The organism is Xenophilus azovorans DSM 13620 (assembly GCF_000745855.1).
In the GTDB taxonomy this organism is placed as follows: domain Bacteria; phylum Pseudomonadota; class Gammaproteobacteria; order Burkholderiales; family Burkholderiaceae_C; genus Xenophilus; species Xenophilus azovorans.
Genome location: NZ_KN050766.1, coordinates 267,745 through 285,953 on the forward strand (window position 1 = coordinate 267,745; position 18,209 = coordinate 285,953).

18 protein-coding genes are annotated in these 18,209 nt (G+C 71.3%); 13 read left to right on the forward strand and 5 right to left on the reverse strand.

Translation table 11 applies throughout. The features are described from left to right. Positions 1–78: 78 nt before the first annotated feature. The 4 genes from Q392_RS27695 to Q392_RS27710 all read left to right on the forward strand — a co-directional run bounded on the left by Q392_RS27695 (position 79) and on the right by Q392_RS27710 (position 4,660). A complete protein-coding gene (locus Q392_RS27695; protein WP_038216365.1) occupies positions 79–1,284 on the forward strand; it encodes a CaiB/BaiF CoA transferase family protein in 1,206 nt (401 codons plus the stop codon). Continuing rightward, a complete protein-coding gene (locus Q392_RS27700) occupies positions 1,281–2,657 on the forward strand; it encodes an MmgE/PrpD family protein (RefSeq protein ID WP_038216367.1) in 1,377 nt (458 codons plus the stop codon). The genes Q392_RS27695 and Q392_RS27700 overlap by 4 nt, the downstream gene beginning before the upstream one ends. Before the next feature lie 111 nt (positions 2,658–2,768). After that, the gene (locus Q392_RS27705; protein ID WP_051954018.1) at positions 2,769–3,773 is read left to right on the forward strand and encodes a tripartite tricarboxylate transporter substrate-binding protein; all 1,005 of its coding nucleotides are present in this window, start codon (positions 2,769–2,771) and stop codon (positions 3,771–3,773) included. Then, positions 3,770–4,660 (forward strand): HpcH/HpaI aldolase/citrate lyase family protein, encoded by an 891-nt coding sequence (locus tag Q392_RS27710; RefSeq protein WP_425425205.1) that lies wholly within the window; start codon positions 3,770–3,772, stop codon positions 4,658–4,660. Before Q392_RS27705 ends, Q392_RS27710 begins: the two co-directional genes overlap by 4 nt. Before the next feature lie 9 nt (positions 4,661–4,669). On the opposite strand, the gene Q392_RS27715 is transcribed toward Q392_RS27710, so the two are convergent. Next, on the reverse strand, positions 4,670–5,320 hold the full coding sequence (locus Q392_RS27715) for an FMN-dependent NADH-azoreductase (RefSeq protein WP_038216368.1): 651 nt from the start codon (positions 5,318–5,320) through the stop codon (positions 4,670–4,672). A 133-nt stretch (positions 5,321–5,453) separates the two neighbouring features. Here Q392_RS27715 and Q392_RS27720 point away from each other — a divergent pair, with 133 nt between their 5' ends. From Q392_RS27720 to Q392_RS27760, 9 genes are all read left to right on the forward strand, one after another. After that, positions 5,454–6,386 (forward strand): LysR family transcriptional regulator, encoded by a 933-nt coding sequence (locus tag Q392_RS27720; protein WP_051954065.1) that lies wholly within the window; start codon positions 5,454–5,456, stop codon positions 6,384–6,386. Between the two features lie 161 nt (positions 6,387–6,547). After that, on the forward strand, positions 6,548–9,022 hold the full coding sequence (locus tag Q392_RS27725) for an adenosylcobalamin-dependent ribonucleoside-diphosphate reductase (RefSeq protein WP_038216370.1): 2,475 nt from the start codon (positions 6,548–6,550) through the stop codon (positions 9,020–9,022). A gap of 114 nt (positions 9,023–9,136) precedes the next feature. Continuing rightward, positions 9,137–9,778, forward strand: coding sequence for a peroxiredoxin (locus Q392_RS27730; protein WP_038216372.1), 642 nt, complete (start codon positions 9,137–9,139; stop codon positions 9,776–9,778). 16 nt (positions 9,779–9,794) lie between these two features. Next, the gene (locus Q392_RS27735; protein ID WP_038216376.1) at positions 9,795–10,370 is read left to right on the forward strand and encodes an RBBP9/YdeN family alpha/beta hydrolase; all 576 of its coding nucleotides are present in this window, start codon (positions 9,795–9,797) and stop codon (positions 10,368–10,370) included. Beyond that, complete coding sequence (locus tag Q392_RS27740; RefSeq protein WP_038216377.1) at positions 10,367–11,380, forward strand: sulfate ABC transporter substrate-binding protein; 1,014 nt, start codon at positions 10,367–10,369, stop codon at positions 11,378–11,380. Before Q392_RS27735 ends, Q392_RS27740 begins: the two co-directional genes overlap by 4 nt. A 4-nt stretch (positions 11,381–11,384) precedes the next feature. Further along, positions 11,385–12,272 carry a sulfate ABC transporter permease subunit CysT gene (cysT, locus tag Q392_RS27745; protein ID WP_038216380.1) on the forward strand — a complete coding sequence of 296 codons (888 nt, stop codon included), beginning with the start codon at positions 11,385–11,387 and terminating at the stop codon, positions 12,270–12,272. A 79-nt stretch (positions 12,273–12,351) separates the two neighbouring features. Continuing rightward, on the forward strand, positions 12,352–13,251 hold the full coding sequence (gene cysW, locus Q392_RS27750) for a sulfate ABC transporter permease subunit CysW (RefSeq protein ID WP_425425206.1): 900 nt from the start codon (positions 12,352–12,354) through the stop codon (positions 13,249–13,251). Further along, positions 13,248–14,351: a sulfate/molybdate ABC transporter ATP-binding protein gene (locus Q392_RS27755; protein WP_038216385.1), complete on the forward strand. Its 1,104-nt coding sequence runs from the start codon at positions 13,248–13,250 to the stop codon at positions 14,349–14,351. Before cysW ends, Q392_RS27755 begins: the two co-directional genes overlap by 4 nt. Next, positions 14,348–14,869: a disulfide bond formation protein B gene (locus Q392_RS27760; RefSeq protein WP_038216387.1), complete on the forward strand. Its 522-nt coding sequence runs from the start codon at positions 14,348–14,350 to the stop codon at positions 14,867–14,869. Before Q392_RS27755 ends, Q392_RS27760 begins: the two co-directional genes overlap by 4 nt. Before the next feature lie 60 nt (positions 14,870–14,929). Here the strand turns inward: Q392_RS27760 and Q392_RS27765 are convergent, their stop codons facing one another. The 4 genes from Q392_RS27765 to Q392_RS27780 all read right to left on the reverse strand — a co-directional run bounded on the left by Q392_RS27765 (position 14,930) and on the right by Q392_RS27780 (position 18,151). After that, positions 14,930–15,622, reverse strand: coding sequence for a P-loop NTPase family protein (locus Q392_RS27765; RefSeq protein ID WP_038216390.1), 693 nt, complete (start codon positions 15,620–15,622; stop codon positions 14,930–14,932). 97 nt (positions 15,623–15,719) lie between these two features. Continuing rightward, positions 15,720–17,024 (reverse strand): type II toxin-antitoxin system HipA family toxin, encoded by a 1,305-nt coding sequence (locus Q392_RS27770; RefSeq protein WP_038216393.1) that lies wholly within the window; start codon positions 17,022–17,024, stop codon positions 15,720–15,722. Further along, positions 17,021–17,344 (reverse strand): helix-turn-helix domain-containing protein, encoded by a 324-nt coding sequence (locus tag Q392_RS27775; protein ID WP_038216395.1) that lies wholly within the window; start codon positions 17,342–17,344, stop codon positions 17,021–17,023. Before Q392_RS27775 ends, Q392_RS27770 begins: the two co-directional genes overlap by 4 nt. Before the next feature lie 42 nt (positions 17,345–17,386). Next, positions 17,387–18,151 (reverse strand): hypothetical protein, encoded by a 765-nt coding sequence (locus Q392_RS27780; RefSeq protein ID WP_051954019.1) that lies wholly within the window; start codon positions 18,149–18,151, stop codon positions 17,387–17,389. Positions 18,152–18,209 lie beyond the last annotated feature (58 nt).

The following is an 18,209-nucleotide window of genomic DNA, read 5'->3' on the forward strand; positions in this document are numbered from 1 at the left end:
CCTGCTGCGCGGCCTTCGGCAGGGTTGAAGTACAAACGTCACCGGCGACTCGAACCGGTATGGGGGGCTGAGGTCGTCATGGTCACTTCACGCCCCCGTCCGCTGGACGGCATCACCGTCGTCTCGCTCGAACACGCGGTGGCCGCGCCCTTCTGCACGCGCCAGCTCGCCGACCTGGGCGCGCGCGTCGTCAAGGTCGAGCGCCCCGGCGGCGGCGACTTCGCGCGCGGCTACGACCAGCGCGTGAGGGGCCAGTCCTCGCACTTCACCTGGATCAACCGCAGCAAGGAGAGCCTGGCGCTGGACCTGAAGCGGCCCGAGGCGCGGGCCGCGCTGATGGAACTGCTCGGCCGCGCCGACGTGCTGGTGCAGAACCTCGCGCCGGGCGCCGCGGCGCGCATGGGCCTGGGCTACGAATCGCTGCGCGAGGCGTTTCCGCGCCTGGTCGTCTGCGACATCAGCGGCTACGGCGCCGACGGCCCCTACCGCGACAAGAAGGCCTACGACCTGCTGATCCAGAGCGAGGCCGGCTTCCTCTCGATCACCGGCACGCCGGAAACGCCCGCCAAGGCCGGCATCTCGGTGGCCGACATCGCCGCCGGCATGTACGCCTACACCAGCATCCTGTCGGCCCTGCTGCTGCGCGGCCGCACGGGCGAGGGCAGCCACATCGACGTGTCGATGCTCGAGGCGATGGGCGAGTGGATGGGCTACCCGATGTACTACGCCTTCGACGGCGCGCCGCCGCCGCCGCGCACCGGCGCCTCGCACGCCAGCATCTACCCCTACGGCCCCTTCGCCGCCGGCGACGGCGGCACGGTGATGCTGGGCCTGCAGAACGAGCGCGAGTGGAAGGCCTTCTGCGAGGGCGTGCTGCGCGACGCCGCGCTGGCCGCCGAACCGCGCTTCGACAGCAACGCGCGCCGCAACGAACACCGTGAAGCGCTGCGCGCGCGGATCCTGGCGATTTTCGGCACGCTGGCCACCGAAGAGGTGGTGCGCCGCCTGGATGAGGCCGGCATCGCCAACGCCCGCGTCAGCGACATGGCCGACCTGTGGGCGCATCCGCAGCTCAAGGCCCGCGAGCGCTGGCGCACCGTGGGCACGCCGGCCGGCGAGGTGCCCGCGCTGCTGCCGCCCGGCGTGAGCAGCGCCTTCGACTACCGCATGGACCCGGTTCCCGCCGTCGGCGAGCACACCGCCGCCATCCTGGCCGAGCTGGGCTGGACGGCCGAGCGCATCGCCGGGTTGCAGAACGACGCCGCCAAGGAGCAGGCCCCATGAAGCAGGAAAGCCACGCCGCCGTCCATCCCCTGGCGCAGTTCGCCGCCACGCTGCGCTGGCAGGACGTGCCGGCGCCCGTGCAGCGCCGCGCCGAAGACCTGTGGGTGGACTGGTTCGGCTCCGTGCTGGCCGGGCAGGACGCGCGGCCGGTGCGCAGCATCGCGCGCTTCGCGATATCTCAGGGACCGCAGGGGCCGGCCGACGGGCCGAGCGAGGTGATCGGCCAGGACGTCGTCACCTCGCCCATGATGGCCGCGCTGGCGAATGCGGCGGCATCGCACGTGGCCGAGCAGGACGACGTGCACAACGGCTCGGTGTTCCATCCGGCGGCGGTGGTGTTCCCGCCCGCGGTGGCGGTGGCGCAGAGCCTGGGCGCCAGTGGCGAGCAGCTGATGGCCGCCTGCGTGGCCGGCTACGAGGTGGGCATCCGCGTCGGCGAGTTCCTGGGCCGCAGCCATTACAAGGTGTTCCACACCACGGCCACCGCCGGCACGCTGGCCGCCGCTGCGGCGGCGGGGCGCCTGCTGGGCCTGACGCCCGCGCAGATGCAGCACGCCTTCGGCTCGGCCGGCACGCAGTCGGCCGGGCTGTGGGAGTTCCTGCGCAGCGGCGCCGACAGCAAGCAGCTCCACACCGCACACGCCGCCGCCGCCGGGCTGGTGGCGGCCTACCTGGCGCAGGACGGCTTCACCGGCGCGCAGGACATCTTCACCGGCGCGCAGGGGCTGGCGGCGGGCATGTCCACCGACGCCGATCCCGCGAAGCTGACCGACGGCCTCGGCACCCGCTGGGCCACCGCCGAGACCTCCTTCAAGTGGCATGCCTCGTGCCGCCACACGCACCCTGCAGCCGACGCGCTGCTGCAGGTGATGCAGGCGCACGGCCTGCGGCCCGGCGACATCGCGCAGGTGACCTGCCACGTGCACCAGGGCGCCATCGACGTGCTGGGCCCGGTGGTCTCGCCCGTCACCGTGCACCAGAGCAAGTTCTCGATGGGCACCGTGCTCGGCCTGGCCGCGCGCTTCGGCCATGCCGGGCTGGCCGAGTTCGACGCGCAGTACCTCGCGCCCGAGACGGTGGCGCTGCGCGAGAAGGTGCGCATGGTGCTCGACGCCGAGGTGGACGCCGCCTACCCGCAGCGCTGGATCGGCAAGGTGACGGTGCAGACCGCCGACGGCCGCACGCTGCAGGGCCGCGTCGAGGAGCCCAAGGGCGACCCCGGCAACACCCTCACGCGCGAGGAGATCACCGCCAAGGCGCTGCGCCTGGCGGCCTATGGCAGCCCCGGCCTGCCCGCCGCGCGCGTGGCCCAGGCGGTGGACCGCCTGTGGCACGTCGCGCAGTGGCCGCGCGTGCAGCGGCTGCTGGCCTGACGGGCCGGCCCGGTTTTCCCATCCGGCAGCCTGGGCGCGGACGCCGTCCGCGGGGCCGTCGTGTGTCCAACCAGAGGCGTTCGAGCGCCCACTACCTTCAAGGAGACCCCCGTGACTTTCCATTTCCGATCGCGCCTCGCTTCCCGCTTGCGCTGCGCAGCGGCCTTCGCGCTGGCCCTGGGCGCCGGCGGCGCCGCGCAGGCGGCCGGCTGGCCCGACAAGCCGGTGACGCTGGTGGTGCCGTACTCGGCCGGCGGCCCCACCGACGTGGTGGCGCGCCTGCTGGCCGTGCCGATGGGCCGGTCGCTCGGCCAGACCGTGGTGGTGGAGAACACCGTGGGCGCCGGCGGCACCATCGCGCCGGCGCGCGTGGCCCGCGCCAGGGCCGACGGCCACACCATCCTGATCCACCACATGGGCATGGCGACCGCGCCGGCGCTCTACAGGAAGCTGCCCTACGACCCGCTCAAGGACTTCGACTACATCGGCCAGGTGCTGGACGTGCCGATGACGCTGCTCTCGCGCAAGGACTTCCCGGCCCGCACCTTCCCCGAACTGCTCGACTACGTGAGGAAGCACCAGGACCAGGTCTCGCTGGCCAACGCGGGCATCGGGGCGGTGTCGCAGCTGTGCGGCATGCTGTTCATGCATCAGGCCGGCGTGAAGCTGACCACCGTGCCCTACAAGGGCTCCGGCCCGGCCATGAACGACCTGATGGGCGGCCAGGTGGACCTGCTGTGCGACCAGACCACGCAGACCGTGCCCGTCATCCAGGACGGCACGCGCGCCAAGGTCTTCGGCGTGACCACGCTGCGCCGGCAGCCGACGCTGCCCGACATTCCGACGCTGGACGAACAGGGCCTCAAGGGCTTCGACGTGAAGGTGTGGCACGGCATGTACGCACCCAGGGGCACGCCGCCGGAGGCGATCGCCGCGCTCACCCGGGCGCTGAACGTGGCGCTGCAGGATGCGACGGTGAAGCAGCGCATCGCCGAGCTGAGTTCGGAGCTGGCCGCGCCCGACAAGGCCACGCCGGAGGGCCTGCGCAGGCACCTGGAGGCCGAGGTGGCGCGCTGGGGCAAGCTCATCAAGGCGGCAGGCGTCACCGCGGAATGACCGCCGTGCCCGAGCTGCCGCGGCAGGCCTGCTCCTTCCTCTTCGTGCCCGCCAACCGGCCGGAGCGGCTGGCCAAGGCCCTGGTCGGCGGCGCCGACATGGTGATCGCCGACTGGGAGGACGCCGTCGCGCCGGCCGACAAGGGCGCGGCACGCGCGGCGCTGGCGCTGGCGGTGGGCGCGCTGGAGGCGGCCGATCGGCCGCGTGTGCTGGTGCGCATCAACGCCGCGGGCACGCCCTGGCATGCGGAGGACCTGGCGGCGCTCGGCCCGCTGGCGGCCCAGGGCATCGCCGGCGTGGTCGTGCCCAAGGCCGAGCGGGCGTGGACGCTGCACGCGGCGGCGCGGGCCGCCGGGCCGCAGGCGGCGCTGCTGCCCCTGGTGGAGAGCGTGGCCGGGCTCGATGCGCTGGACGCCCTGGCCGCCGCGCCTCAGGTGGCGCGGCTGGTGTTCGGGCACCTGGACTTCCAGGTGGACGCCGGCATCGACTGCGGCGCGGGCGAGGCGGAACTGCTGCCCATGCGCATGGCGCTGGTGCTGGCCTCGCGCCGCGCCGGGCTGGCGGCGCCGGTGGACGGCGTGACGGTGGACACGCGCGACGCCGCGCGGCTGGCCGCCGACGCCCGGCGGGCCCGGCGCATGGGCTTCGGCGGCAAGCTGTGCATCCACCCGGCGCAGGTGCCGGTGCTGCACGGCGTGTTCGATCCCGAGCCGGCCGCCGTGGAACATGCGCGGCGGGTGCGCCAGGCGCTGCACGAGGCCGGCGGCGGTGTGTGCGTGGTGGACGGGCGCATGGTCGATACGCCCGTGCTCAAGCGCGCGGAGCAGGTCCTGGCGCGGCACGCGCGGGCACTGGCGCGCGGGCAGCGGGCCGCGCCGGCCTGCTGAAGGTGCCCGTCAGGCGGCGAGCGCCGCGCGGTCCTGGTTCGCCGCGGCCTCGCGGGTGGCGGCGGTGATCTGCGCCCGGGCGTCGTCGAAGGCCGCCTTGCGCGCCTCGTCGCCCATCGCCAGCCCCTCGGCGCGCACGAAGCGCACGTCGGTGATGCCGAAGAAACCGAAGATCACCTTCAGGTAGCTCTCCTGGTGCTCGGCCGCCTGGCCGGCCTCGGTGGTCGAGTACATCCCGCCGCGGGTCGAGGCGACGATCACCGTCTTGCCGCCGGCCAGGCCGACGGGGCCCTTGTCTGTGTACTTGAAGGTGCGGCCCACCTGCGCCAGCCGGTCGATCCAGGCCTTGAGCTGGGTCGGGATCGAGAAGTTGTAGAGCGGGGCGCCGACCACGATCACATCCGCCGCGAGGAACTGGCTGATCAGCCGCTCGGAGACCTCGTTCTCGCGCTGCTGCGCCTCGGTGGGCTCGGCCGGCTGGCCGACCTTGATGCCCAGCGCGTCGGGGCCGAAGTGGCTCGGCGCATCCGCGGCCAGGTCGAGGTAGTCGACGCTGGTGCCGGGATGGGCGGCCTGCCACTGGGCCACGATGCCGGCCGTGAGCTGGCGGGATGCGGAGTTGACGCCCAGGACGCTGGAATCGATGTGGAGCAGTTTCATGTCGGAATCCTCGGTTGGGGGCTGCCGCAGGAGTGGGAAGCGGCGGCGATGGGGATAGTCTATGGATGGATCAATCGCTCGATAAGCCACCGAAAATGCGACGACTTGTCCCAAATTCAGGACAATGGGCGCCATGCAGGACCTCAACGACATGCTTTTCTTCGCGGAGGTGGCCGAGCGTGGCGGTTTCAGCGCCGCCAGCCGGGCGCTGGGCGTGCCCAAGTCGCGCCTGTCGCGGCGGGTGGCGGAACTGGAGGCGTCGCTGGGCGTGCAGTTGCTCCAGCGCAGCACGCGGCGCCTGTCGCTCACGCCGGCGGGAGAGACCTTCCTGCGCCACTGCGTGGACGTGCGCGAGGCGGCCGGCGCCGCGGTGGAGGCCGTGGCCCGCGACCAGAAGGAGCCCCGCGGCACGGTGCGCCTGAGCTGCCCGGTGACGCTGGCGCAGAGCAGCCTCGGCGCGCTGCTGCCGCGCTTCATGCGGCGCCATCCGCAGGTGCGGGTGGAGATGCTGGTGGTCAACCGGCCGGTGGACCCGGTCGAGGAGGGCATGGACCTGGCCCTGCGGGTGCGCGCGCAGGTCGAGAACAGCGCCAGCCTGGCCGCGCGGGTGTTCGGGCACAGCCGCGGCCTGCTGCTGGCCGCCCCCGAACTGCTGGCGCGCAGCGGGGCGCCGGCGCGGCCTGAGGACCTGGCACGGCTCGACAGCGTGGCGATGACGGCGGCCGACGGCCGCGCGGGCATGACGCTGCACGGCCCCGGCGGCGCCACCTTCCACTACGTCCAGGCACCGCGCTACATGGCCGGCGACCTGGCGACGCTGCGCTACGCGGTGCTGGCCGGCGTCGGCGCGGGCATGCTGCCCGACTACCTGTGCCGCGACGACCTGCGCGACGGCCGGCTGGTGCAGGCCCTGCCGGGCTGGGCGCCGCCGGGCGGCATCGTGCACGCGATGTTCCCGCCGCGCCGCGCGCGGGTGCCGGCGGTGCGGGCGCTGCTGGACTTCCTGTCCGAACACCTGGCGGAGGCCGACCCGCTGCGCGACCCGCACGAACGCGGCGCCGGCTGAGCGCATGCCCGGCCTCTTGATCCGCGGCAAGGGCCGTGCGGCGGCGCACCGGTAGCGTCTCGCGACACACCGATGCCCGCGCCGGCGTCGTGGGCCCGGCCGGGAGGCGGACAATGCCGGGTCGGCGTCCGCACCGGCTCGGCTGCCCTGGAGTCCATTGCATGAAAAGAGATCAGTTGCCCGGCCCCGTCCGGCTCGCCACCCAGCCCATCAGCCAGGACGTGCTGGCCGAGAAGTACCTCAAGGCGGGCGAGACCTCGGCCGACCAGCTCTACGCCCGCGTGGCCCGCGCCCTGGCCTCGGTGGAGCAGCCGGCACTGCGCGCCGAATGGGAGCGCCGCTTCCTGGACAACCTGCGCGCGGGCGCCATCGGCGCCGGCCGCATCATGAGCGCCGCCGGCACCGACATCCAGGCCACGCTCATCAACTGCTTCGTGCAGCCGGTGGGCGACGCGATCCAGGGCCGCGACGCGGACGGCTACCCCGGCATCTACGAGGCGCTGCGCGAGGCTGCCGAGACCATGCGCCGCGGCGGCGGCGTGGGCTACGACTTCAGCCGCATCCGCCCCAAGGGCGCCGACGTCCGGGGCACGCACTCCATCGCCAGCGGCCCGTGCAGCTACATGAACGTGTTCGACCAGTCCTGCTCCACGGTCGAGAGCGCGGGCAGCCGGCGCGGCGCGCAGATGGGGGTGCTGCGCATCGACCACCCGGACGTGCTGGAGTTCATCACCGCCAAGCGCACGCCGGGACGCTGGAACAACTTCAACGTCTCGGTCGGCGTATCCGACGCCTTCATGCAGGCGGTGATCGACGGCGCCGACTGGGAACTGGCGCACAAGGCCGCGCCCGGCCCCAAGCTGATGGCGAAGGGCGCCTGCCAGCGCGCCGACGGCCAGTGGGTGTACCGCAGGCTGCCGGCGCGCGAGCTGTGGGACACGATCATGAAGTCAGCCTACGACTTCGCCGAGCCGGGCATCCTGTTCCTGGACCAGATCGGCAGGGACAACAACCTCAGCTACTGCGAGCGCATCGAGGCGACCAACCCCTGCGGCGAACAGCCGCTGCCCCCCTACGGCTGCTGCGACCTCGGCCCGGTCATCCTGACGAACTTCGTGCGCCACCCCTTCGGCGAGGGCGGCGAGCCGGCCTTCGACTTCGACGCCTTCGCGCAGGTGGTCGCCACCCAGGTGCGGGCGCTGGACAACGTGCTGGACCTGACCTTCTGGCCGCTGCCCCAGCAGCGCGAGGAGAGCGCGGCCAAGCGCCGCATCGGCGTGGGCTTCACCGGCCTGGGCAACGCCCTGACCATGCTGCGGCTGCGCTACGACCGCCAGGAGGGCCGTGACATGGCGGCGCGCATCGCGCGCACCCTGCGCGATGCCGCCTATGCCGCCTCGGTCGAGCTGGCGCGGGAGAAGGGCGCCTTCCCGAAGTTCCAGGCCGAGGGCTACCTGGCCGAAGGCAGCTTCGCCAGCCGGCTGCCGGCGGAACTCAAGGCCGCCATCCGCCAGCACGGCATCCGCAACAGCCACCTGCTGTCGATCGCGCCGACCGGCACCGTCAGCCTGGCCTTCGCCGACAACGCCAGCAACGGCATCGAGCCCGCGTTCAGTTGGGGCTACACGCGCAACAAGCGCGAGGCCGACGGCAGCCGCAGCAGCTACACCGTGGAGGACCACGCCTTCCGCCTGTACCGCGCGCTGGTCGACGCCGATGCGACCACCGATGGCGCGCTGCCCGACTACTTCGTGAACGCGCTGCAGATGAGCGCCGCCGACCACGTGGCCATGATGCAGGCGGTGCAGCCCTTCGTGGACACCTCCATCTCCAAGACGGTCAACATCCCCGAGGACTACCCCTACGAGGACTTCAAGACCCTGTACCGCGCGGCCTGGGAAGCGGGGTTGAAGGGCCTGGCCACCTACCGCCCGAACAGCATCCTCGGCGCGGTGCTGGAAACCACGGCGCCGGCCGCGAAGGAGGCGCCGCCGCCCGCGGCCCCGCCGGTGCCGGTCGATCCCATGCGCACCGTCATCGAGAGCCGGCCCAATGGCGCGCTGAACGCGGTGGCCGAGAAGGTCGAGTACTGGACGCAGGAGGGGCAGCAGCGGCTGTACCTGGTGGTGTCCTTCCTGCCCATCGTCACCGACGACGGGCGCCACGTGGAACGCGCCATCGAGTTCTTCATGCCGGTGGGGCAGAGCGGCGAGTCGCAGCAGTGGATCACCGCCACCATGCGCATGCTGTCGCTGGCCGCGCGCGGCGGCTTCCTGGACCGCGCCCTGTCGGACATGCGCAAGGTCACCTGGGACCGCGGCCCGGTGCGCCTGGGCACCTACGAGAAGGCCGACGGCGGCCAGGTGCCGCGCTGGCACGACAGCGAGGTGGCGGCCATCGCTTATGCCATCCAGAACCTGATCGCGCGCCGGCAGCAGGCGGCCCAGGGCTCGCTGTTCGAGCCTGACGAGCTGCCTGCCGCCCCGGCGCCGGCGGCGGTGACGGAGTCGGCCGCTGTCCCGATGCCGGGCGTCATGGCGGGCAAGAAATGCGTCGAGTGCGGCGCGCACGCCATGATCCGCAAGGACGGCTGCGACTACTGCACGCAGTGCGGCTACATGGGCAGTTGCGGCTGAGGCTGCAGCCATTCGGCTTATTCCCCGGCCGGTATATTCAAACAAGAAGATATTCGTTTGTTATCCGTGGCGGGCTTCCGACAATCCCGTTTCCGATTGCTGAAAGGAACCGCCATGGCCACGCTGCGACTGGGCGACACCGCCCCCGACTTCACCCAGGACTCCTCCAAGGGTCCGATCCGCTTCCACGAGTGGGCGGGCGACTCGTGGGTGGTGCTGTTCTCCCACCCGGCCGACTTCACGCCGGTGTGCACCACCGAACTGGGCAAGACGGCGGCGCTGGGCGGCGAGTTCGCCAAGCGCGGCGTCAAGACCATCGCCATCAGCGTCGACCCGGTGGACAGCCACCAGAAGTGGATCGGCGACATCAACGAGACGCAGAACACGACGGTCGACTTCCCGATCCTGGCCGACGCCGATCGCAAGGTGTCGGAGCTGTACGACCTGATCCACCCCAACGCCTCCACCACGGCCACCGTGCGCAGCGTGTTCATCATCGACGGCAAGAAGACCGTCCGCGCCACGATCACCTACCCGGCAAGCACGGGCCGCAACTTCGACGAGATCCTGCGCGTGATCGACTCGCTGCAGCTCACCGACAGCCACAAGGTCGCCACGCCGGTGAACTGGCAGGACGGCGACGACGTGGTCATCGTGCCGAGCATCCAGGACCCGGAAGAGCTGAAGACGCGCTTCCCCAAGGGCTGGAACGCGGTGCGCCCCTACCTGCGCATCACGCCGCAGCCGAACAAGTAAGCAGGGCGGTCCCGGCGTGCAGCCCACCCTCGTCATCGTCCCCGGCTGGCGCGACTCCGGCCCCGGCCACTGGCAGAGCCTGTGGGCGGAGCGCATGCAGGGCGCGGTGCGCGTGGTGCAGGACGACTGGGACTCGCCGCACCGCGCGCCCTGGGTCGGCGCGCTGGAAAAGCTCGTCCTGGCCCAGCCCGGCCCGGTGGTGATCGCCGCCCACAGCCTGGGCTGCATCACGACAGTGCACCTGGGTCCGGCCGCGGCCGCGCGCGTGGCCGGGGCGCTGCTGGTGGCGCCGGCCGACCCGGAGCGCCGTGCCGTGCTGCACGACTTCGCGCCGGTTCCCAGCACGCCGCTGCCGTACCGCAGCATCGTCGTGGCCAGCAGCAACGACCCCTTCTGCCCGGTGCGCCGCGCCGGCGCCTATGCCCGTTCGTGGGGCAGCGAATTCGTCCGCATGCAGAATGCGGGCCATATCAACGTCGAATCCGGACACGGCGACTGGCCCCTGGGCCTGGCCCTGCTCGGATCGCTGACGGATGCGCCCGTGCGCCCGAGCGTGCGGCGCGAGACCTTTGACAACCTGGCAACCCTATGACTTCGAAGATCAAGAACATCGCCGCCGCGCTGGCCGTGGCTTCCTCGGCCCTGGCCGGCAACGCCTTCGCGCAGGCCAACCAGCTGCTCAACGTCTCCTATGACGTGGCGCGCGAGTTCTACAAGGACTACAACACCGCCTTCGTCGCCCACTACAAGAAGACCACGGGCAAGGACGTGAAGGTCGACCAGTCGCACGCCGGCTCCAGCGCCCAGGCGCGCGCCGTGGCCGACGGCCTGGACGCCGACGTGGTGACGATGAACACCACCACCGACATCGAGTTCCTGGCGGACAAGGGCGTGGTGGCCAAGGACTGGGCCAAGCGCTTCCCCGACAACGCGGCGCCCACCACCTCGACCATGCTGATCCTCGTGCGCAAGGGCAACCCCAAGGGCATCAAGGACTGGGACGACCTGGTCAAGCCCGGCACGCAGGTCGTGATCGTCAACCCCAAGACCGGCGGCAACGGCCGCTACGCCTACCTGGCCGCCTGGGGCTACGTGAAGAAGAAGGGCGGCACCGACGCGCAGGCCGCCGAGTTCGTGGGCAAGCTGTTCAAGAACGTGCCGGTGCTGGCGCGCGGCGGCCGCGACGCGACCACCGCCTTCCTGCAGCGCAACATCGGCGATGCGCTGATCACCTTCGAGTCGGAAGTGGTCTCCATCGACCGCGACTTCGGCGCCGGCAAGGTCGACGCCGTGTACCCGAGCATCAGCATCCTGGCCGAGAACCCGGTGGCCGTGGTCGAGCGCACCACCGCCAAGAAGGGTACGGGCGAACTGGCCAAGGCCTACCTTGACTACCTCTACTCGGAAGAAGCGCAGGAGATCGCCGCCAAGCATGCGCTGCGCCCGCGCTCGCCGACGGTGCTGAAGAAGCACGCCGACACCTTCAAGCCGCTGCAGCTGTTCACCGTGCAGGAGCTGTTCGGCAGCCTGAGCGAAGCGCAGAAGGTGCACTTCAACGACGGCGCCCAGTTCGACAAGATCTACACGCCCGGCGCCAAGTAACCCGATGACCAGTGCCGCCTCGCCGGCGCTGCCGTCCGCGGCAGCGCCGGTTTCACGTTCCCGCTCCGGCGGCGCCAAGCGGGTGCTGCCGGGCTTCCATCTCACGCTCGGGTACACGCTGCTGTACCTGTGCCTGATCGTCCTCATCCCGCTCACCACGCTGGTCTTCAAGACCTTCACCATGAGCTGGGAGCAGTTCTGGGAGGCGGTGACGGCGCCGCGCGTGCTGGCCTCGTACCGCCTGACCTTCGGCGCCTCCTTCCTGGCGGCGCTGGCCAACCTGTTCTTCGGCCTGCTGGTGGCCTGGGTGCTGGTGCGCTACAAGTTCCCCGGCAAGAAGATCGTCGACGCGCTGGTGGACCTGCCCTTCGCGCTGCCCACCGCCGTGGCCGGCATCTCGCTGACGGCGCTGCTGGCCGGCAACGGCTGGATCGGCCAGTACCTGGAGCCGATGGGCATCAAGCTGGCCTTCACGCCCGCCGGCGTGGTGGTGGCGCTGATCTTCATCGGGCTGCCCTTCGTGGTGCGTACCGTGCAGCCCGTGCTGGAAGACACCGAGAAGGAGCTGGAGGAGGCCGCCACCTCGCTGGGCGCCACGCGCTGGCAGACCTTCCGGCTGGTGATCCTGCCGTCCATCATGCCGGCGCTGCTCACCGGCTTCGCGATGGCCTTCGCGCGCGCCATCGGCGAGTACGGCTCGGTCATCTTCATCGCCGGCAACATGCCCATGGTCTCGGAGATCACGCCGCTGGTCATCATCGGCAAGCTGGAACAGTACGACTACCAGGGTGCCACCGCGGTGGCGCTGGTGATGCTGGTGTTCTCCTTCCTGATGCTGCTGGTCATCAACGCGCTGCAGGGCTGGCAGCGCAAGCGGGGGGCGTCGGCATGAGCGCCCGCACGGCCGCCCCGAAGGGCGCTCGCACCGCAGCGCGCAGCGCGGAGGTTTTCCGATGAGCGGGGGGGCGGGAATGCGCGCCAACCTGGGCCGCGCCCAGGCAGGTACCACCGAATCGGCCGCCGTGCGCTGGACGCTGATCGGCGCGGCGCTGCTGTTCATGTTCTTCTTCCTGGTGCTGCCGTTGGCCGCGGTGGCGACGGAGGCGCTGCGCAAGGGCTGGGACGCCTACGTCGAGGCGCTGAAGGAGCCCGACGCCTGGAGCGCGATCCGCCTGACGCTGATCACCGCCGCCATCTCGGTGCCGCTGAACCTGGTGTTCGGCGTGGCGGCGGCCTGGGCCATCGCCAAGTTCGAGTTCAAGGGCAAGGCCTTCCTCACCACGCTGGTCGATCTGCCCTTCGCCGTGTCGCCGGTGGTGGCCGGCCTGATCTACGTGCTGGTCTTCGGCGCGCAGGGCTGGCTGGGGCCCTGGCTGGCGGCGCACGACATCAAGATCATCTTCGCCGTGCCGGGCATCGTGCTGGCCACCGTGTTCGTGACCTTCCCCTTCATCGCGCGCGAGCTGATCCCGCTGATGCAGGCGCAGGGCACCGACGAGGAGCAGGCCGCCATCGTGCTGGGCGCCACCGGCTGGCAGACCTTCCGGCACGTGACGCTGCCCAACATCAAGTGGGGCCTGCTGTACGGCGTCATCCTTTGCAACGCGCGGGCGATGGGCGAGTTCGGCGCGGTGTCGGTCGTCTCGGGCCACATCCGCGGCCAGACCAACACCATGCCGCTGCACGTGGAGGTGCTCTACAACGAATACCAGTCGGTCGCGGCCTTCGCGGTGGCCTCGCTGCTGGCCATCCTGGCGCTGGTCACGCTGGTCATCAAGACGGTCGCCGAATGGCGCCACGAACGTGAAATGAAAGCCATCGCCGAGCTGCCGCCCGAGCGGCCGCAGCCGGCATCGGGAGCAAGCGCATGAGCATCGAGATCCGCAACGTCAGCAAGCGCTTCGGCGACTTCCACGCGCTGCGCGACGTCAGCCTGAACATCGATTCGGGCGAGCTGTTCGCCCTGTTGGGCCCCTCGGGCTGCGGCAAGACCACGCTGCTGCGCATCATCGCGGGGCTGGAGACGGCCGACAGCGGCAGCATCCTGTTCAGCGGCGAGGACACCACCGACGTGCACGTGCGCGAGCGGCAGGTGGGCTTCGTGTTCCAGCACTACGCGCTGTTCCGCCACATGAGCGTGTTCGACAACGTGGCCTTCGGGCTGCGCGTCAAGCCGCGCGGCCAGCGCCCGAGCGAGGCGCAGATCAAGGCCAAGGTGATGGACCTGCTCAAGCTGGTGCAGCTCGACTGGCTGGCCGAGCGCTACCCGGCCCAGCTCTCGGGCGGCCAGCGCCAGCGCATCGCCCTGGCGCGCGCGCTGGCGGTGGAGCCCAAGGTGCTGCTGCTGGACGAACCCTTCGGCGCGCTGGATGCCAAGGTGCGCAAGGAGCTGCGCCGCTGGCTGCGCCGCCTGCACGACGAGCTGCACGTCACCTCCATCTTCGTCACCCACGACCAGGAGGAGGCGCTGGAGGTGGCCGACCGCGTGGTGCTGATGAACGCCGGCCGCATCGAGCAGGTGGGCTCGCCGCAGGAGGTCTGGGACCACCCTGCCAGCCCCTTCGTCTACGGCTTCCTGGGCGACGTGAACCTCTTCCACGGCCGCGCCCACGAGGGCGAGGTGGAAGTGCAGGGCGTGCGCTTCCCCTCGGCCGACGCGCAGGACGCCGACGGCGCCAAGGCGCTGGCCTACGTGCGCCCGCACGACTTCGACATCGCCCGCTTCGCGGCCGGCGGCAGCAAGCCGCAGGGCATCGTGGCGACCATCGGCCGGGCGATCGTGGTCGGTCCCATCGCGCGGATGGAACTGGAGCCGGTCGAAACGAATCCTGACAATCCGGGTTCCGGGAACATCATCGAGGCGCAGATCCCTGCGCAGCAGTTCCGGGAGCTGGGCCTGCGCGAGGGCGACACGGTGGTCGCCAACCCGCGCAGGGCACGTGTGTTCGTCGATCAAGGACTCGGGATTTGAACTTCCTCTTTGGCATTCCTCGCCGTACCTACGCCCTCATCTGCGCCGCCTGCGTGGCGATGCTGGCCTTCGGCATGTACCTGCAGCACGTGGTCGGGCTCGAGCCCTGCCCGATGTGCGTGGTGCAGCGCTACGCGCTCGTGCTGGTGGCCGTCTTCGCCGGCCTGGCCGGCGCCACGGGCCGCACCGGCCTGCAGAAGACCTGGGGGCTGCTGGCCCTCGTCGCGTCCGTCGGCGGCGCCTACACGGCGGCCCGCCAGAGCTGGCTGCAATGGCACCCGCCGGAGTTCGTGAGCTGCGGGCGCGACATCTACGGGATGATCGAATCCTTCCCGCTGCAGCGGGCCATCCCGATGATCTTCCGCGGCAGCGGCGACTGCAGCCAGATCGACTGGACCTTCCTCGGCCTGTCGATCGCCAACTGGTCCTTCATCTGCTTCGCCGTCTTCGGCGTGGCGATCCTGGGCCTGCTGGTCAGCCGCAGGGGCCGTTCGGGCCCGTCCTTCGCCGCAGCCTGAAGCGGCGCACCATGAAGAAAGCCGCCCTCGGGCGGCTTCTCTTTTCCTGCGCCGGGCCGCTCAGAGCGGCAGCGTGTCGAAGGACGCATAGGCCGTCGCCAGCCAGCTCTTGACGCGCTGGCGCTCCAGCAGGCCCAGGGCGTCGGGGCCTTCCTTGTCGTTCACGGCCTTCCAGAAGCTGCTGTTGTGCGCGTCGATCTTGCGCATGCTCGCCTCCTGCAGGCGCGGCAGCGAGATGACCTGCGCGCCCAGCGCCGTCGCCTTGGCGAGCGACTGCGAGCCGAGCATCATCGCGAAGTCGCTGCCGCGGCCGTAGTTCTGCACCACGATGTAGTGGGCGCGGTCGCCGAAGGTGTCGACCAGCTTGCCCAGCAGGTCGCTGGAATCGCGGCCGTCGTCCATCACGTGCCAGAAGTTGACGTTGACGCCCAGCTCCTTGAAGACGGTGAACAGGTCCGACTCGCCGATCCATCGGGACAGCGGCGCCAGCGTCTGCGCCGCCATGTCGACGATGACGCTCTGCGCCGGGTTGTGCTCGAAGCCGTTGACCACCTTGTCCAGCCCCTCGAAGCTGTCCACCACGATCGGCGAGGCGAAGCCCTCGTAGAAGCGGGTGAAGGAGTTGTGCGAGCGGTCGGTGTCGAAGCCGACGAAGGGCCGGCTGTGGTCGATGAAGTACTGCGCCAGCAGGCGCGAGGTGACCGACTTGCCGACGCCGCCTTTTTCGCCGCCGATGAAGTTCAGGGAGCTCATGGATGGACCCGGGAAGGAAAAACGGTGGAGGAAGGGCCGCCGCGCGCACGCCGTGCGGCGTTGGAGGAGGTGCGGTTCATTCTAGGAGGAGCGCGCGTCATCGCCCGCGCCGCGCCATGCCGTCCAGCAGCGGGTGCGAGGCCAGCCGCCGCGAAAGCCGCGCCTTCCATTCGGCGGGCAGGGCGGCGGCCTCGATCAGCGCCGGCCAGTGCTCGCGCGCCAAGCGCACGGTGTCGGCCACCAGCCGGCGCACGCGCGGCTCGTGCAGGCCGGTGGCGAAGCAGAAGTCGCGCACGCTGGCCGGGGTGAACAGGCTGCTTCGACGCGCGGCGGCGGCGGTCGTGCCGGGCGCGGGCGGCATGAGGGGCAGCGCATGGCCTTCCGCGCCCTGCATGGCCGCGTAGGCCACGATGTCGTAGGCGGGGGCCAGCCTGGGCGCGAGGCCGTCGGGGTAGAGCACGCCGAAGTTCTTCAGGTGCGCGTCGGGGTTGCCGAGGAGGTCGTTGACCGCCAGGCGGCGCAGCAGCTCCAGCATCGCCTCCTCGCCCAGCGTGGGGAAGGCGCGCATCGCCAGCGCCATGGCCAGGTAGCTGCCGGCGTACTTGTCCTGCGGGTCGACGGCGAGGATCTGCGCGAAGTCCTCGAAGTGGATGCGCTTCGCGCCGGTGCGGTCGAAGCGGGTGACGGCCAGGAACTCGGGCTCGTCGGGCAGGGCGTAGCCGTGCTCGGCGTCGATGGCCGAGAGCGGCGCCAGTTCGGCATGGCACACGTCGGCGCCGGCCGCGCGCGCCAGCTGCAGCGAGAGCATCTCCAGCCGCGGCATGTGCGGCCGCCCCGCCACCGGCAGCTTGGCGATGACGCGCACGCCGCGGCCGGTGCGCACGCGGGCGGTGTAGCGCCGGCCCTGCCGGGCCAGCACCAGCTTGGGCTGCACGCCCGAGACGGAGATGCCTTGCGGCAGCGGATCGGCCAGCACGGACATCTCCAGCGCGTCCTGGTCCTGCGTCACCAGCCGCTGGAGCGTGGCGCGGTCCACCTCGACCGGCCGTGCCGTGACGGCGCCGGGCAGGTCGCCGCCGCAGGCGGCCAGCAGTTCGAAGTGGTCGTCCTCGCGGCAGCCGCGCAGTTGCGCGATGTGGGTGCGCAGCACGCCCTCGGGCAGCAGGTTCTGGAACCAGGCGGGCAGGCGCCCGCCCTGGGCGTTGAAGAGCGGGTTGCGCACGTCGGCCCAGAGGGCGGACTGCGCCGCGGCATCGCTCGCCAGCATGGACAGCGAGAGCACCTGCGGCGGAGGCTCGGCCGCCACGCCGGGCTCGGCGACGAAGCGGCACAGGTCGCCGTACTGGAACAGCTTGCCCCAGCGGCGGCCGGCCAGGGCGATTTCGAGGATCTTGACGTTCATGGCTTGGACCGGGGCGCGGGGGGTGGGGGCGGCGGCAGGGCCTCGGCCACCGCCTGGCCGATGCGCGTGGCCACCGGCCGGTAGCCCGGCTCGGCACCCTCGGCCAGCGCCGGGCCGAAGCCGCGCGGTACGAGCTGCAGCTCCATGTCCAGCGCGCCCACCAGCGCCAGCAGCGAGGACAGCTGCGGGTTGCCCTGGCTGCCCAGCGCATTGCGGATGGAGCGCTCCGTCAGACCCGAGCGTTCGGCGAGCTGGGCCGCCGTCAGGCCCAGTGCCTCGCGCCGGCGCGCGAGCTGTTCGATGAGTTTCCGTTTGTTCACGGAAACATAATACCGAATAAAAAGAAAAGAGAAAGATATTTCCTAGCGGGATACCATCGCGAAGAAGGGCCCCAGGTTGCCCAGCAGCCAGCTCTGGCTGAAGTCCAGCGCGGCGCGGCGGTATTTCTCGTCGGCCTGGGCGGCCAGCAGGTCGAGGCGGGCCACCACCTTGGACAGCTCCCGGTCGACGACCAGGTTGCGGCCGCGGCCGCTGATCTCGGTCGACAGCAGCAGCGGCTGGCCGTCCGGCCCGGCCTTGGAGGCCAGCAGCCACAGCGATATCTCGAAGTTGCGCGCCGCCCGGAAGGCGTTCTCGGCGCTCACGCCGTCGATCATGGTCTGCCGCCAGGTGTCGCCGTTGGCCTGCTTGAGCATGGCGGCCCAGCCGATCACCAGCGCCGCCACCCGGTCGCCCTGGTAGGCGGGCGCGGGGCCGGTCTCGAAGGCCAGGCGCACGGCGTCGATGCTGGTGGCGCCGCGCAGCTCGGGCAGGGGGCGGTCCTGCTCGACGGCCTCCCAGGTGCGGGCGATGGCGTCGTCGGCGCTGGCGGCCCACTTGCGCCACTCGCGCGGGTTGCGCCGGTACAGCGAGAGTTGCACCCGGCGGATCGACTGGAGGTTGTCGCGCAGCGCCAGGTTGGCGATGCGGTTGGCGCCGGATTCGAGCCACTCCTGCCCGGAATAGGATTCGGCCCGCTCGGTGTTGCTGAAGGCGCCGCAGCCGCCGAGCCCGAGCAGGCTGCCCAGGCCGGCCAACACGAGCGCGCGGCGCGGGGGAAAGGTCACGGAAGCGGGCAGGGAGCGCATGGGCCGCACGTTATCATTCCCGGCCCGGGCGGCAGCGCACCGCTCCGTGCATTTTTCC

Excerpts from the sequence above, each read along its gene's own strand:
- Q392_RS27695 (WP_038216365.1), top strand. The coding sequence starts at position 79 with ATGGTCACTTCACGCCCCCGTCCGCTGGACGGCATCACCGTCGTCTCG.
- Q392_RS27700 (WP_038216367.1), top strand. The coding sequence starts at position 1,281 with ATGAAGCAGGAAAGCCACGCCGCCGTCCATCCCCTGGCGCAGTTCGCC.
- Q392_RS27710 (WP_425425205.1), top strand. The coding sequence starts at position 3,770 with ATGACCGCCGTGCCCGAGCTGCCGCGGCAGGCCTGCTCCTTCCTCTTC.
- Q392_RS27715 (WP_038216368.1), bottom strand. The coding sequence starts at position 5,320 with ATGAAACTGCTCCACATCGATTCCAGCGTCCTGGGCGTCAACTCCGCA.
- Q392_RS27720 (WP_051954065.1), top strand. The coding sequence starts at position 5,454 with ATGCAGGACCTCAACGACATGCTTTTCTTCGCGGAGGTGGCCGAGCGT.
- Q392_RS27725 (WP_038216370.1), top strand. The coding sequence starts at position 6,548 with ATGAAAAGAGATCAGTTGCCCGGCCCCGTCCGGCTCGCCACCCAGCCC.
- Q392_RS27730 (WP_038216372.1), top strand. The coding sequence starts at position 9,137 with ATGGCCACGCTGCGACTGGGCGACACCGCCCCCGACTTCACCCAGGAC.
- Q392_RS27740 (WP_038216377.1), top strand. The coding sequence starts at position 10,367 with ATGACTTCGAAGATCAAGAACATCGCCGCCGCGCTGGCCGTGGCTTCC.
- cysT (WP_038216380.1), top strand. The coding sequence starts at position 11,385 with ATGACCAGTGCCGCCTCGCCGGCGCTGCCGTCCGCGGCAGCGCCGGTT.
- cysW (WP_425425206.1), top strand. The coding sequence starts at position 12,352 with ATGCGCGCCAACCTGGGCCGCGCCCAGGCAGGTACCACCGAATCGGCC.
- Q392_RS27755 (WP_038216385.1), top strand. The coding sequence starts at position 13,248 with ATGAGCATCGAGATCCGCAACGTCAGCAAGCGCTTCGGCGACTTCCAC.
- Q392_RS27765 (WP_038216390.1), bottom strand. The coding sequence starts at position 15,622 with ATGAGCTCCCTGAACTTCATCGGCGGCGAAAAAGGCGGCGTCGGCAAG.
- Q392_RS27770 (WP_038216393.1), bottom strand. The coding sequence starts at position 17,024 with ATGAACGTCAAGATCCTCGAAATCGCCCTGGCCGGCCGCCGCTGGGGC.
- Q392_RS27780 (WP_051954019.1), bottom strand. The coding sequence starts at position 18,151 with ATGCGCTCCCTGCCCGCTTCCGTGACCTTTCCCCCGCGCCGCGCGCTC.